9 protein-coding genes are annotated in these 15,521 nt (G+C 44.6%); all 9 read right to left on the reverse strand.

All coding sequences use genetic code 11. The annotated features are described in order from the left end of the window. Positions 1–746 precede the first annotated feature (746 nt). The 9 genes from A3757_RS18870 to pilG all read right to left on the reverse strand — a co-directional run bounded on the left by A3757_RS18870 (position 747) and on the right by pilG (position 15,320). On the reverse strand, positions 747–1,664 hold the full coding sequence (locus tag A3757_RS18870) for a diguanylate cyclase domain-containing protein (RefSeq protein ID WP_068508707.1): 918 nt from the start codon (positions 1,662–1,664) through the stop codon (positions 747–749). Continuing rightward, positions 1,661–2,116, reverse strand: a complete 456-nt coding sequence (locus tag A3757_RS18875) for a chemotaxis protein CheW (RefSeq protein ID WP_068507350.1) — start codon at positions 2,114–2,116, stop codon at positions 1,661–1,663. Before A3757_RS18875 ends, A3757_RS18870 begins: the two co-directional genes overlap by 4 nt. A 2-nt stretch (positions 2,117–2,118) precedes the next feature. Then, positions 2,119–3,213 carry a chemotaxis protein CheB gene (locus tag A3757_RS18880; protein WP_197476144.1) on the reverse strand — a complete coding sequence of 365 codons (1,095 nt, stop codon included), beginning with the start codon at positions 3,211–3,213 and terminating at the stop codon, positions 2,119–2,121. Between the two features lie 6 nt (positions 3,214–3,219). After that, the gene (locus tag A3757_RS18885; RefSeq protein ID WP_068634470.1) at positions 3,220–10,815 is read right to left on the reverse strand and encodes an Hpt domain-containing protein; all 7,596 of its coding nucleotides are present in this window, start codon (positions 10,813–10,815) and stop codon (positions 3,220–3,222) included. 36 nt (positions 10,816–10,851) lie between these two features. Then, entirely contained in the window at positions 10,852–11,769 is a 918-nt protein-coding gene (locus A3757_RS18890; protein ID WP_082865245.1) for a protein-glutamate O-methyltransferase CheR, read from the reverse strand. A 32-nt stretch (positions 11,770–11,801) separates the two neighbouring features. After that, on the reverse strand, positions 11,802–13,871 hold the full coding sequence (locus A3757_RS18895) for a methyl-accepting chemotaxis protein (RefSeq protein ID WP_068740084.1): 2,070 nt from the start codon (positions 13,869–13,871) through the stop codon (positions 11,802–11,804). Positions 13,872–13,944: 73 nt separating this feature from the next. Then, positions 13,945–14,505, reverse strand: a complete 561-nt coding sequence (locus tag A3757_RS18900) for a chemotaxis protein CheW (RefSeq protein WP_068508699.1) — start codon at positions 14,503–14,505, stop codon at positions 13,945–13,947. A 14-nt stretch (positions 14,506–14,519) separates the two neighbouring features. After that, positions 14,520–14,882: a twitching motility response regulator PilH gene (pilH, locus tag A3757_RS18905; RefSeq protein WP_068553627.1), complete on the reverse strand. Its 363-nt coding sequence runs from the start codon at positions 14,880–14,882 to the stop codon at positions 14,520–14,522. 42 nt (positions 14,883–14,924) lie between these two features. Beyond that, positions 14,925–15,320, reverse strand: coding sequence for a twitching motility response regulator PilG (pilG, locus tag A3757_RS18910; RefSeq protein ID WP_068508694.1), 396 nt, complete (start codon positions 15,318–15,320; stop codon positions 14,925–14,927). Positions 15,321–15,521: the final 201 nt, after the last annotated feature.

Consider the following 15,521-nt stretch of genomic DNA (forward strand, 5'->3'; position numbering starts at 1 on the left):
ACAAGTATATTCAGGTAAGGTTATGTTTGGATTAAATAAGAATGCATTGAAAGTAAATGAAGTTGCGATCGACAAAGTCGAGCTACAGTCATTAGAGCAAAAAGCGGCACTGCTTGATCAGTTTTTTAGTCAAGACCCTGCCTCCCAGATTCAAGAGCTCGCAGCTAGCGTTAACGAGAAGCTACAAGGCGGCTCAGACTTTGCAAGCGGTATTGAAGGCAGTTGCCAAGGCATGGAGTCTCTCGTAGGCGAAGGTCTGGCGATACACTCTTCTGCACAACAAGCCAGTGACGCGACCAACCAGGCATCTGATACATCCAAACAATGTAGCGCCGACATGAGACAGCTTGCAGATAACCTGGAAACCTCATCTCGATACATNNCTGAATNTACTTGTTGCGTTATCTGAAGATGCCTTTTTATTCAAAAGTATCGGCATTCCAAAAATTATTGTTTGTTACTTATCTGGTCGAGTTAGTTACCTGCTCATTGTTTTATTAGAGCTGGTAATCACTGGTTTCATCAAACATAGTTTTAACGGGTGTTAAAACCTAAAGTTTCGGCACTGGGATAAATGACGTTTTGCTTGTTCTTGCCATGTTCATCAGTGCAACCATATCAATGCTATTATCGGCATTGAATGAAAAAACCTGAGCCAGTTTCGTGCTTACGTTTTATTTATTTTAGCTACTAATTCTTAAATTGCTTGGGAATTGGTAAAAAAGTTAAGGAATAAGCTTAATTGATCACCGAGTTAGTTGACTGAGCCAACTTTCCCAGTCGTCATTATCGGAATAGCTTGAAAGCTCATAGTGGAATTTAGCTGGTTCATCTTGTTTGGCAAGGTAGCTAAACTTGTAAGCTTCACAAGCCTGTATTAAGTCTTTGCCTAAGTTATGGGCATTATCAAGATCTGTATTAGGTAAAAGAATTAGAAAGCGTTTGTTGGTGTAGTTACAGATTACGTCAGTTTGGCGTATCCGGCTTTGGCAAATCTGCGATACTTCCACTAGCCACTGTTCGTGATCGCGATACTTTTTAATCATACATTCGCTGCTAAGGCTTAAGCAGGTGACCTGATCCTTATAGCGTCGTTGAAGTTCGGTGGCAGATTTTAGTTTGTGTTTGAAATAAGGAATACTTGTGCAACCGGTTAAAGGGTCAGTTCTAGTGGCGAGTTTTAGATCTTTCTCTAGCTTGGTAAGGTAAGTAAGTAATACCGAGAATAAGCTAAGAAATAATGCAAACGATAAAGCCTGAAAGAAAAATGAGCTACTGTTGTTTTCAGGTGTTAGTGGGAAGCTGAGGCATAGCGCACTCAATGACAAAATCGAGCCAAACTTTACCCCAATTAAAATAAGCGTTGCTGCTGCCAAAGGGAACAGCCAATATAAAACTAATGAGAATTCACTAAGGCTATGGCTGACTAGCGTTATATCAATGCAGACCCACAGTGCGGTGCAGGCTATCAAGAGTTGTTTTTTTCTTGAGGGCGATGAAAGATGAGCAGTGAAGAAAGCCTTTGTAAAGCAAGGCGCGCAGATGAAAAATAGGACACTCTGTGCTATTTGGTCGTTAAGAAACAAGCTAATAGCAAAGAACACACAGAAAAATAGCAGCCCGGAGAGTGCAGCATTATTTAGGTGCTCTTTTGCTTTAGTCATAGGTTCTCGTAGGCTAATGATTCGAGGTATTCAATATTTGGAATTACAGCTTCTTCACCATCCAGTGTGATCATTGCTGAGTCAGCTTTTCCTGGCTTACGGTCAGACTGTTGAGATATCTCATTCCCTACTTTTACAAGTCGGGGGATACCTTGCGTCACAATAGCAAAAAAAGGTAAGTCTTTTTGGTGTTTACCAATAGTATTGACTACCGCAATTCTGGAGTTGGGTGTGACCTTGGCTGCTGAGAGCCCATTGGCGATTTCATACGATAATAAAGGAATATTGATTCCACGCCAGGATACAAGACCTAGAAAGTAATCTGGCTTAGTATCGCGGTTTTCAGGCGCTTGATAGCCTACTACTTCAGCGACGCTAACGTTAGGTAATAAGAGCTGGGTATTACTAACCGGTAGATATAGGCTAGAGATAACACTTTGAGCATCCGACACAATTAAACTCCTTTGTTTGTTTCTAAATTGCTAGCACTGGCGTCAGGTGCACTGTAGCAGCCAACTTTATTAATTAATGCTCGAGCCAGGTCTTTTGGAGATGCGGTGTATGCACTGCATTCAAGATCAATCACAGATTGCGGCATCGAGCCATTCGCACACCCATCTGGTGCTTGAGTCCATACTGAGCAGCCTTGCTTATGCATCGTAGGTGCCATCAACGAGCCGTCATTCCCCATGCCGCTAAATACGATCACATGGCAACGTTTTCCATAATGCGCAAACAGATTTCTTAATAAATGGTCAATTGATGGACCATAGGGTCCTTCCCATTCATTGTCTCTAATTGAGACACCATTAGATGAAAAGCAGACTTCATTGTCGACAGGAACGACGAGAACTTCGCCATCTTTAACTAAACAGCAGTCGGTTATAGGCTTTAGGTCGAGCATTGAATGACGGCCTAAGACGCGTGTTAGTACGCCCGAGAAGTGGGCATCGACATGCTGAGCATAAAGAAAGCCGGCTCTGATCGTAGATGGAATTTCATCCAGGAACTCTTTCACCGCTGCAGGACCACCGAGTGAGGCTGCTAGAACCCAAACGTCTTTAGATGGCGGATGAGACAGTCTGGGTGCCTTTTCGATGTCTGAAGGCTGGCTGAAAACGGGCTTAGACTGAGCTTTATCTATTGCGACGTGATTGGTGGCCTGGGAGTCTAGAGCGAGTATAGAGTCTTCTGATTCTAGAATATCAATGCAACCAAGATGCTCTTCTAGTTTACTGACTAGTCGTCGTTCCCACGAAATATATTGCTCATCGTGTTTTCCTGGGGCTTTATCCAAACCAAAGAGCACAGGAATATTGTCTGCTTGGTCAATGATGTCATCTAACGCTACCGACTCAAAAGTATCTTCTTGCAAAGCTAAAATCCAGCATTGGATCTGATCGAGTTTTTCACTTTGTTGCTGTGCAAGCATATCGGGCTCACAACTGATAACAGGGTTTAAGCCAAAAGCGTTGAGTGCTTTGCTCAGAACGTGCCTTTGTAAGGCACAATCCGATATGACACCGATCTTAGGTCTCGCTTCCGGCACATTCATTTAGCCAATGAACCGCTCAATATTTTCCAGTAAATCATGTTCCTGGAAAGGCTTACCAAGATATTCATTCACACCGATAGAAAGTGCCCGTTCTTTGTGCTTTTGGCCGGTTCGGGAGGTAATCATGATGATTGGCACATCTTTCAAGCGTTCGTCATGCCGTACCAGTGTTGCAACCTCAAAACCGTCCATACGTGGCATTTCGATATCGAGAAGCATTACATCAGGTTTATGATCTTGTAGTGTTGCTATAGCGTCAACACCATCCTTCGCGGTAATAACTTCGTAGCCATTTCGTTCAAGCAAGCGCGTGGTAACCTTCCTAACAGTAACCGAGTCATCGACCACCATGACAGTCTTCGTTTGCTTCTCTTTAATAATGTTATCTTCATTAGAACTTAGAGAATCGAGTATGCCTGCCATGTCGTCTCGAATGAGCGCAGGAAGGTCAAGAATCACGACAACGCTACCGTCACCGAGAATAGTTGCTCCAGAAGCTCCATGAACATTGGCAAATTGAGGCCCAAGACTTTTTACAACGATCTCACGGCTGCCCATCAAGCTATCAACCTGTAGCGCCATAGGCTTGTCACTTCCTCTAACCAGAATGACGGGTAGCGGTAGTGGTTGCCCCTGCAATTTAGGGTGATGACTGCTGTGTAGTAGTTTACCTAGGTACTGTAGCTGATACTCGCGACCAGCGTATTCATACATTGGTGCATCAGGTTTATAGTATTCTTCCAGCTCATAAGGGCTGACTCGAACAATACCTTCAATAGTATTCAGAGGAATGGCGTAGAAGTCTTCACCAATGTTTACCATCAGCGCTCGGTTAACGGATACCGTAAAGGGTAGACGAATAGCAAACTCGGTACCGTGACCAAACTCAGAATTGATTTCAATGCTGCCGCCCATTTGCTTGATTTCACTGGCTACAACGTCCATGCCGACACCTCGACCGGAAATCTGCGTCACTTTTTCTGCCGTACTGAAACCCTGGTGCATGATAAATTGCATAATTTCATGGCGGCTAGGTTTCGTGTTTTTGGGTACAAGCCCTTGTTTTATCGCTTTATCTAGAACAACTTTGTCGTTAATTCCAGCGCCATCGTCCTTCATCTTCAAGACAATATTTCCGCCTTCACGCATTAGAGAGAGTGTGATTGTGCCACTCTCTGGTTTGCCAGCTTTTTTACGCTCGTTAACAGTTTCAATACCATGATCGAGGGCGTTACGTAACATGTGTTCAAGCGGAGCGACCATTCTTTCCAATACGGAACGATCCATTTCACCTTCGGTATTCAGTGCATCAAAATCGACTTGCTTACCTAGCTCGCCACCAATTTGGCGAACGATACGGCGTAGTCTTGGAACAATTGATGAAAACGGTATCATCCGTGTTTTCATCAAGCCTTCTTGCAGTTCTGAGTTAATACGGGATTGCTGTAATAATAAAGTCTCGGCATCTCGTGAACGGTCAGACAAGGTATCTCGAAGGTCCTGAAGGTCTGATGTTGACTCCGTTAAGGCTCGCGAAAGCTGCTGAATCGAAGAGTATCTGTCCATTTCAAGCGGATCGAAGTCTTCATAGTCGGGAGCTTTCAGACCTTCTTTTTCGGCTCTGAACAGTACTTGAGCTTCGGTTTCCATATCCATACGACGAAGCTGTTCACGTAGACGTTCAATGGTTGCCGACATTTCTTCCAGCGTGAAGCCAAAGTCACTAATTTGTTGTTCCAAGCGACCGCGCGAGATACTGGTCTCACCTGCAAGGTTAACCAGGGAGTCGAGTAGGCTGGCAGAAACACGGATCGTTTCTTGAGGTGCCACTTTTTGGACTGCTTGAATATTCTCGGCTGGTGTTTGCTTGTCAGAGGTTTTGGTTTTCTTCGCAGGTGCTTGTCTTGCTGCTTTGACGGTTTCTTCAGCAGCGATAGATTTACTTGGCGTGGCTGCTTTGCTTGGTTCAGCTTTAGGTGTTTCGCTAGTGTTAGAAGGTGTTGCATGTTCTTCAGTTAGTGCGTCACCTGAAGCTAGAGCTTCTAGTTCATCGACAAGTTTCAGGAGTTCATCCTGGCTCTTAAGTACAGAATCCTTAAGGGCTCCTTCAAATGCTTCCTTATTTGATTGAGCTTTGAGCAAACGAGATTCCAAGTCATGACTCTCATCAGCTAATTTAGCCAAATTTGAAAGTCTGGCTCCACCCTTCAAGGTATGAAGTATGCGTTGAATTTCTAAATTTGGCGTTTCTTCTTTTGGTGACTTAGACCACTCGGAAATTTGTTCTTCTAGCGCTTCGATTAGCTCGCGCGCTTCTTCGACAAATAGCTCCAACACTTCTAGGTCGACATCGTCGCCTAATGCTTGTGCTAGCGTAGATGTTGCGATAGGTGCTGCGGTTTCGGAAGGACTGGATACTTCGCTTTTAAGTCCCGCTTTATTCACTTCAGCAATTAATTCAGGCGCAGGCTTTAATTCTTCTCCGTGAATCAAGCATTCAAGCATTTCGGTGAATTCTTGGTATGCTTTAGTGATTGCATGGTACAAGCCTTCAGGGTCATTTAGTTGACCGTCTATCATCTGCTCTAAACGAGTGTTGACGGCTTCAGCTAAGTCGCCGATCGGGTCAACGTCAGCAAGTCTCGCTCCCCCTTTCAGGGTATGCATTTCCCTTTGTAACTCAACAATACCTTCGATGAAGTCTTCATCCTCGCGCCAGTGCTCCAAATACTCGGCAGCAGCAGAAAGAATATCCTTGCTTTCGTCTATAAATAAGGGAAGTAGGTCTGCTTCAAGATCATCTTCATCTATGGTTGTAGGCGCACTGACTTCAATGCTTTCAGGCTCTTCAACCGGTGTTTCAACAGGGCTTTTGATTTCAAGTTCTTCTGGCTCAGAAGTCTCTACTGGTGAGCCAGTGGTGACTTGCTTGATCTTATTGAGAAGTTCATCTGCGCCATTGATAGCTGAACCTTGTTGAACCGCTTCAACCATATTAGCTAAGGCATCATGACAGCTTAAGCAAAGAGCCGTCATGTCTTGTGTCGCATCAAGCTGCTTATTAACAATAGACTCGAATAAGGTTTCCAGTTCGTGTGCAAGATCACCAATAGGGTTGATTTCGGCCATTCGAGCACCGCCTTTAAGGGTGTGCAATTCACGCTGTAGCTCGCCAACAACCTCGATATTAAAGACGTCGGATTCCCATTGGTGCAATAGTTCGCCAGAACTGTCGATTATTTCTTGGGCTTCTTCTAAAAATATCTCGGCTAATTCCGGATCCAAGTCTAATAAGACCTGGCTAGGACTTGTCGTTTGTGATTCAGAGGGCTGTTCATTTTCTGGAGCGATATCTTCTTCAACAAGTGGGGTGTTAACACGCAAATCATCAACAATTGAAGTGATATTCGTGACCAGCTCATCTTGAGGCTGGCAAGGTTGCAAAGCCTGGATAGACTTAAGCATTGCTTCTAGAGCCTGCGAAGACTCTTCAAGTAGCGATAACATCAGGCTGGAGGCATCAGCTTTGTAATCGATTAGTTTTTCAAATAGTTTCTCAAGGATATCACTTAAATCGCCAACCGCTTCGAAGCCTGCCAAACGTGCACCACCTTTGAGTGTATGCATGTCTCGTTGTAATTGCAGGATAACGTGTTCATTACCTGGTTGTTGTTTAAGTTTGTCTAGTGCAGGGTTGATTCCATTGACTAGCTCATTAGCTTCCTCGAGGAATATTTCAGCCAAATCGGCATCCATAATGGCTTCATCGTCGAGTTCAACGCTTGCTTCTTCCTCCACTTCATCTGTGGTAGCGGAGTAGGTAGGTAATACGTCATCCAACTCTTTCTCTAGCTGGTCGAGCTTCTCGTTTAAGCTATCTTCTTGAGTTGATACACTTTGACTTTCTACCGGACTATCTTCAATAACATGGCTATGGTCAGCAATATGTTCGCGTAATTCCGCAAGCAGCTTGTTATCAAGGTTTAGAGTTAAACCCGCTGCTAGTTGATCCATCATATCGATCAATGCTTCGTGACCACGTTTGATATCATTAACAAAAACCGGGCTAGGTCTATCATTTTCGATATCAATACTGCCGTAGCAGCTTTCCAGGCATTCACAGAGTTCTGCAATGTTTTCAAGCCCGGCAACCTTGGCGCCTCGGTGGAGTGTTTTTACTTCGCCGTAAAGTTTAGTTAGCTCGTTAACGGATACAGGGCTGTGTTCCCATTGGTTAAGAATACTTTCAGCATCCAGCAATATATCCAGACCTTCGGTGAGGAAGATATTGATAATCTGCGGATCTTGTGAGGCTTCTTCAAGCGACTGGAGTTCATCACTTTGTGCGCTAAATACTTTGGACTGGAGTGATTTAAGGCCAGAGAGAAACTCATCCGTACCTGAAAGTTGCCCATCGGGATTGTTATCAAGTTGTGAGATGCCTTGTTGAATAAAATGCATAGCATCCGATAACATCGAGGCTATATCTTGATCAGCCTGAATGTTATTAGCACGTGCTTCCTTGATAAATTGTTCAACGGGTACTGCGATCTCCGCAATCGGTCTTATATTAGCTGTGTTTGCACTGCCTTTGAGTGTATGAAGCGCTCTAGATAAATCATCATCAATATCGATACTGTCATTCGCTGCACGATCAACAAATTCTAGGACAGTTGCGACATGAGAAGTGGCCTCGTTTCTGAATATATCGAGTAGCGTATCGTCGATTCCAACTGTACCTTGTTCTGCGCTCGGAGCCTCTGTCGCACCACTTGCTGCGGATGTTTCTTGCGAGGATCGTTGTAAGCTACCTAGAGGCTTAACAAAATCACCGGCAACCAAGGCTGCAGCGTGATTCTCAACGCGCTTTAGATCAAAGTCTGGGCGTTGTCTTTTTTCAAAGCACTCAATTAGTTTGGGAATATTATCGACGACTAATTGGATAAGCTCGGCAATGCTTTCATTCATCATTACCGAACCATCAATAATGCGGTTCAGAAGATTTTCGATTGCCCAAGCGGCTTCGCCAATGATGTTGGCGTTAACCATTCGTCCGCTGCCTTTCAGGGTATGGAAGGCTCGACGAAGCTCGGTTAGTGAATCCTGGTCGTCATGAGCAGCCAGATAGGTTGGCAAGTGAGTATCGATTGCTTCTAGTACTTCGCCGGCCTCTTCGATAAAAATCTCGAGGATTTCATCATCGATTAGATCGTCTTCATCATCGTCCCAGGAATCCTGGATGTCCTCTTCTTGCTCTGCTTCAGCAGCAGCTTCATTGTTTGTTTCCGGGCTTGACTCAGTTTCTGGTTCAAGGCTGTCAGAAGGTAGTGCTGGTTCTGACGCTGACTGAGTCTCTGTAGCTTCGGACCCAGTTTGCTCTTCTGCTGAAGACTTCGATGTTGCAGGGGACATTGTTTTATGGACAACACGAGTTTCGTTGCCCGACAACATATCAGCGCGGCTTATTAGATGCTCGTACTGTGTTGATTCACGCTGCTGGGAAAAATCTTCGGTTAGTTCAGGAAGCTTTTCAATAACTGAATCGAGGAGGTCGAAGACTTCCATTTCTAGGCTCATTGCAGCATCGAGATGTTTATTTAGTAAGTTCTCTATCGGCCATGCAATTTCAGCAATGACTTTTGCGCCAACCAGGCGGCCACTGCCTTTGAGCGTATGGAAGGCTCTGCGGAGGTTTTGCAGAGCGGCTTGATCTTCAGGTGTTGCTCGAAGCTGTGCCATAGCCACCTGGATCTCGTCCATGACTTCGGCAACTTCTTCCATAAATATTTCTAGAATATCTTCGTCAATGAGTCCTTCATCACTTTCTTTCTCAATCGAATCGGGTGATTCCGAAGCCACATCAGAGATATGGTGTTGAGATAGGACAGGGCTAGACTCTTCTGTGGTTTCGTGAGTCGGAAAGCCAAGTTTAGAGACGCTCTCTTCGGCAACCTTAAGTATACCGTCATTGTCTTGAGCCCCTTCTGAGAGGCGCTCCATATAATACTCAATACTGGTAATCGCATCGGCGAGACGATCCAGTTGTTGCCAGTCAGGAATATGCTTATCGCTTAATAAGGAGTCACGAATATAGGTGCTGCAAGACTCAAGAAGCTTTGCCGCCTGTGTAAGCGGGATGATTTGTAAGCCACCGCGAATACTGTCTAAGAGGTCTGGGACATCCTCTATCTCGGCGTGATCCCACTGAGATGCTATAAAGTTGACGATGCTGTTTTTTGCTTGTTCCAAGCCATTTCGTGATTCATAGATAACGGCATTATGCGCACTTTCGAAGTGTTCAGCGGGTACAACAAATTCGTTTTGCTCTTCTTCACTCTGTTCTCTCGCATCGCTGAGTGAGCTCAGATTAGCTTCGACATATAGCAGGGCACCTGCCATATCCATTAATACTTGGTCGCTAGCTGGTTCACTGCTTTCAGCGATTTCTTCTATGCGGCTAATTTGCTCTAGCACCAGCTTGCGGGCTACACCTAAGCCCAGAACAGCCATGGTATTAGCAATTTGAGTTAATTGAGGTACTAGCTCAAGCAGCTGAGTATTGTCTTTATCGTCATCGCGAACGTATAGATCTAGCTGTTCTTTGACGTGGCTGAGTTCTTCACTTAAGACCTCAACAACTGAGCTCATTGTTTCAGCGCCTGGACGATGCAGTTTCTCACGCTCGGCATCAACTTCTTGTTCGCTTGGTAAGGCTTGAGCCAAGCTAAAGGACGCTTTTAGCTCTTGGATGCGCTGACTGTCAATTGCACTTTTTGCAACGTAATACAGTAAATTCTTTAGTAAGTCCGTCGGTAAAGGCTTCGCTAGAATGGTCTGCGGTTCATCGATCATCAGTTTTATTTGGTGATCGAGCTCACGCAAGAGTTGCTTTGTTGCAGAGCTGATACCTTCTTCATCGCCTCGAATAGCATCGAGGAAACCAACGGCTACCCACCAGATTTTTCCAATGGGTGTTCCCTGGCAAAATTTCTCGAGACGAGATACGACTTTATAAAGGTAGGAAAAGTTTTCAGCAAGATCCTGATTTCTAATGACGCCAGCAAGAGAGAACTGAAACATCTGTCGAAGTTTACGCAAGTTGGCAATAACTTGTTCGTCCTGCATACGCTGATTGTGCGCAATGTCGGGTGTTATCGCCGCCGCAGATAAGTCAGGCGTAAATAAGGAGGTGTCAGATAATAAAGGCTGGCCCTGCAGAGCACGAAGATCATTTAATATTGGAAGCAGTACCACAGGCAAGTCACGCTGCCCTTTTTGTATATGCTCCAGATAGTTCTCAAGTTGCAGCAAAGAGTCCATTAAGACTTCTAGAGCTTCCTGTAGACTGGCGACCTTGTCTTCAATCAATGCCTGGCATAGTTTCTCCATTTCTTCGGCGAGTAAAGCAGCGCCGTAGAACTCTACCATTTGAAGCGTACCGTGAACTTGATGAATATAATTCAAGCAGAAGGTAATTTGAGGCGTGTCTTCTTTGTTCTCGACATAAGCCTCCAACGCTATTTGAGCTTGGGACAATGTTTGTTTAATTTCGCCTTTAACCCAGTCTAAGGCTATGTAGTCATGGTTATTACCCATAACTTCTCCAATCTATAAATGCGTTGTTTTTGTGTGTTAATTTCGACGAATAAACGCCAAAGTCTGATTGTTTTGAACTCGCTCAACATGTGGATTTTGCCAATCGACAGCTTCGCCTTGTCCAATTACGAGCAGCCCTTTAGGGGCCAGCCTTTCTACCAGACTATTCAGAATGTTGTGTTTTAATTCCTTGCGGAAGTAAATCAGAACATTCTGGCAATATATCGTATCCATGTTTCTCAGAGGGCTTTTATCAACATCAATCATATTCGCCATCGAGAAACAGACTTTTTGTTTGAGCTCACTACCGACTCGATATATATCGGGGCTGAGTTGCTCAAAATACTGGTCAACCAATCTGCGATCTAGGTCCACCAGCTTACGAACGTTATATATACCTTCTCTAGCTTTACTAAGTACCGGAAGGCTTATATCTGTTGCAGTAACACCAAAGTTACTTAACGCTCTTTTTTCTTTCAGAAGCATTTGTTGGCAAAGCATCGCCAAGGTATATGGTTCTTCTCCGGAGCTGCAACCTACACTCCATATGTTTATCGCTTCGTTTCGAGATTTTCTGCGAATTTGATCAGTTAGATATTCGCAAAATAACTCCATCGACTCAGGATTTCGGTAAAAACGTGTCTCCTGAACCATCACTCTATCGAGCAAAGTGTTCCACTCGACGATGCCGCTTGGCTTGGCACATACTTTTGCGTAGTAGTCGTCAAAGCTAGCGCATGCAATCTCTCTCATTCGAATGATTAGATTCGATTGGAGAAGCGACCGGTGATAGTACGAGATGTACATCCCAGTTCGATCTTCAAGTAATGCTTGCCACTGATGAAACTGAGCATCAGTTAGCACAGGAAAAGGCGTTGATTCCCAGTTCATTCGTGACTCATTACCCGGATACTCGCATGCTTGTGCTACGTCAGGATTCAGTAGGGCTTCCATTGCGACTACCTACAGCCAATCAGCTCGCTTTATTACACGATACCTTCATCGTTGCCCTCAGAATACTCTGAGTCACCTTCGTCGGCAGGAAGCTTAAAGCCTGACACCGATGCTCGAAGCTGACTAGCCATTTCAGCAAGGTTACCGATAGATTTCGCTGTTGCCGTCGTACCTGATGAAGTTTGAGAGGTAATCTCTTGAATAACGTTCATCGTGTTAGAAATGTGACCCGCCGACAATGACTGTTGACGTGACGCGTTAGAGATATTCTGGATCAAGTCTGCAAGACTCATCGAAACTGTTTCGATTTCTTCTAGGGCAACACCCGCATCTTGTGCAAGTCGAGCTCCTCGTACCACTTCTGCCGTGGTGTGTTCCATCGAGATTACCGCTTCGTTGGTATCTGTCTGAGTGGTTTTAACCAGTGCTTCAATCTGCTTGGTTGCAGCAGAAGAACGTTCCGCCAGTCTCTGTACTTCGTCGGCAACAACCGCGAAGCCTCGACCTGCATCCCCAGCCATCGATGCCTGAATCGCAGCGTTCAAAGATAGAATGTTGGTCTGGTCGGCAATGTCGTTGATCAAGGATACGATATCCCCGATTTCCTGAGATGATTCACCCAAGCGTTTGATACGTTTTGATGTTTCTTGAATCTGCTCACGAATAGTGTCCATGCCGTGGATGGTATTTTGTACCACTTCAGCACCTTTCTTCGCGATGGTTACCGATCTTTCCGCAACCGAAGTAGACTCTGCAGCGTTAGATGATACTTGGTCGATAGACACCGCCATTTCGTTAACCGCGGCAGAAGCACCCGCAATTTCTTGCGCCTGATGCTCTGAAGATTCAGCCAGCTGCATCGCTGTGCCCTGTGTTTCCTGGGCTGATGAAGCAACCTGTAAGGCGGTATCACGAATAGCTTTTACCAAGCCACGCATTTGGTCGATCGCGAAGTTAATCGAGTCAGCAATTGCACCCGTGAAATCCTCGGTTACTGTTGCTTCTGTTGTCAGGTCACCATCAGCAAGGTCGGCAAGTTCATCAAGTAAACGTAAGATTGCGTTTTGGTTCTGTTCGTTCTGTTCTTCCGTCATTTGCAGACGATTTTGAGATTCGCGGTATAAGTACCAGCCAGCATAAACAATCAACATGATGATTAGCGCTAGAATGATATAAGCCGTATTCGGGTTAAAGAAGCGGTCATCAGCCTGGTTTTGGAACTGGTTCGATAGAGTAGATGTATCTTTTTTCAGTGCGATAGAATTTTCGAAGATAGAGTTAGCAGCGTTACGTACTTTGAATAGTTCGGGAGAGGTTTCAAGTATCGCTTTAACGTTACTGTCGACAAACTCAAAGAGCTCGGCGATCGCTTCAAGGCCGTAGATAGCATCTTCGTCAGTTACCTGAGAAATCTGCATAGCCTCATTGCCTTCAAACATGGAGTTCATTACACGTCCGAATAGTGTCGCATCTTCACCGAAGCGGTTGGCTGCAATAGCGGCATCTTCATCACCCGTAAGGATGTTGTTAACACTACGTACAATACGTTCTGCACGAAGAGACTGGCGTTCAGCAACTGAGATCTGGTCTGCGGGAGCATCGTTCTCAAGTAGAATCATGACCACGTCTTCATACTCAATCTGGAGCTGAGGAATGGTTTCGTTTAATGTTTCAGCGATCTGGTGCAGGGTCAAAACCGTTTCCTTGTTTTCCAGGATACGGTCAGCATTGCTTTTTACTGTTTTCCACAGGTCGGTTACACCGGCGTCATCAGCAAGGTTTGATGGCGGCAAGCCGGTTTCATCATTACCTTGGTTGATTAACTGTAGCTTGTTTTCAAAGTCATCTCTAGACTTCTTCAACTGATCAAAGGCCTCTTCTTTACCGGCAGCAGCTTCAGTTGCGTTCTTTGCGACCTCTTGAGACAGTACGCGCAAATCACTAGCGTGACTGGCATATTCGACATCGTGGTTACCGTCTCTAGTGATAAAATATGAAACAACTAAAAGCGAAATCAATAACACGATCAGCGCTGAGCCCACTAAAAGAATTTGTGAGTTGGCGCTCTGGTCTGTGCTAAATTTTCCAGATATGATTTTCATTTCCTGGCTCCCGGCCTTGTACGATCTAGTGTTTGTTTTTCAATTTACTGCTTTCAAATGATGAGCAGCGTTACTACCTGACTGCAACATCAAGAAACTTTTTATTGTTTGTCAGTGTGAAGGTATCAAATACATTCCATTGACTATTGTTCTTTTCAAATGCGCCTTTTATAAAAGGCTGGATTGACTTTTCTAATAGTGAGTTAGCATTCTTTTGAAAGCTATCAGCTGAAAAGTACTGCATGCCGTGAACGCTATCTACGACAAAGCCGCTAAGAATCTCACCGTGCTCGACGATTAAGACTCGTTTATCTCTGCTCTTTTTGGAGCTGGATTCAACATCAAAAAATAAGGCTAAATCCATGATTGGAAGTAGACGGCCACGTACGTTTGCTACACCAAGCATCCAGTTTCGTACACCTGGAACAGAGGTGTACTTGGGTAGGTGCAGGATTTCAGATACTGAACCCATTGGAGCAACGAACTGAGTGTTGGCAATCGTAAAGCCGATACCATTCCATAACTCTACAGCTTCGTCTTGCGCAGGCAGCCCCGCAGCGTACTTAACGCTACGGTTTACGATGTCAGCTAGAATATCAAAGGGGCTAGCTTGCTTGGCAGAAGATGCGCTCATGCTCTGTTAATACCCTAACCCAGCAATTCGTTGATAGTTTGAATCAGGCTACTTTCTGGCACAGGTTTTACAAGATATCCTTTGGCGCCTTGGCGTGTACCCCATACCCGGTCTGTTTCCTGGTCTTTTGTTGTCACGATAATTACCGGAATTTCAGCAGTTTCAGTTGCTCGAGTTAATTGTCGAGTGGCCTGAAAACCATTTAAACCTGGCATCACGACATCCATCAGGATTAGGTCAGGTTGTTCTGCTCTCGCAACAGCAACGCCATCAGCACCATTATCAGCGGTAATCACCTCATGATTGTTGCTTTCTAGAATGGTTGAAATTTTACGAATCTCTGTAGGCGAGTCGTCCACGATCAAAATGCGAGCCATAATTCCTCCTGGCAAAATACTACTCTTTGTAAACCGAAATAATTAGCTGACTTGGCTATTCGGCATATGGGTGCGAATAGTATTCAATAATTCATCTTTACTAAATGGTTTGGTTAAATATTGGTCTGACCCAACGATACGACCTTTCGCCTTATCAAAAAGACCATCCTTACTGGACAGCATTATGACGGGGGTAGACTTGAAGGCACTGTTATTTTTTATCAGCGCACAGGTTTGATAACCATCCAGCCTAGGCATCATGATATCAACAAATATTATATCGGGGTGGGAGTCTGCTATCTTAGCGAGCGCATCAAAACCATCTGTAGCGGTGATGACGGTACAGCCAACTTTTTTTAGCAGAGTCTCTGCGGTACGACGAATAGTCTTACTATCGTCGATAACCATAATTTTAAGGTTTTCGAAATTATCTTCCATTATCCAGCAGCCTAAGGCACTTGAAGAACAATTAGCGTCGGGTCTGACATGTCTTGTACGCGACGCACTACGATATTCCAAGCCTGAACTTGTCAAACCTGGTATTTACTTTTCACGGTCACGATACAAAATTCGGCGACCATTATTTCACTATAGACCAATATCTTAAAAGTGTTTGTTAATATCAAATCACGATTAATT

It is taken from the genome of Oleiphilus sp. HI0117 (genome assembly GCF_001635235.1).

Coding starts and splice junctions, on each gene's coding strand:
- pilH (WP_068553627.1), bottom strand. CDS start 14,882: ATGGCTCGCATTTTGATCGTGGACGACTCGCCTACAGAGATTCGTAAA.
- A3757_RS18900 (WP_068508699.1), bottom strand. CDS start 14,505: ATGAGCGCATCTTCTGCCAAGCAAGCTAGCCCCTTTGATATTCTAGCT.
- A3757_RS18890 (WP_082865245.1), bottom strand. CDS start 11,769: ATGGAAGCCCTACTGAATCCTGACGTAGCACAAGCATGCGAGTATCCG.
- A3757_RS18895 (WP_068740084.1), bottom strand. CDS start 13,871: ATGAAAATCATATCTGGAAAATTTAGCACAGACCAGAGCGCCAACTCA.
- A3757_RS18885 (WP_068634470.1), bottom strand. CDS start 10,815: ATGGGTAATAACCATGACTACATAGCCTTAGACTGGGTTAAAGGCGAA.
- A3757_RS18870 (WP_068508707.1), bottom strand. CDS start 1,664: ATGACTAAAGCAAAAGAGCACCTAAATAATGCTGCACTCTCCGGGCTG.
- pilG (WP_068508694.1), bottom strand. CDS start 15,320: ATGGAAGATAATTTCGAAAACCTTAAAATTATGGTTATCGACGATAGT.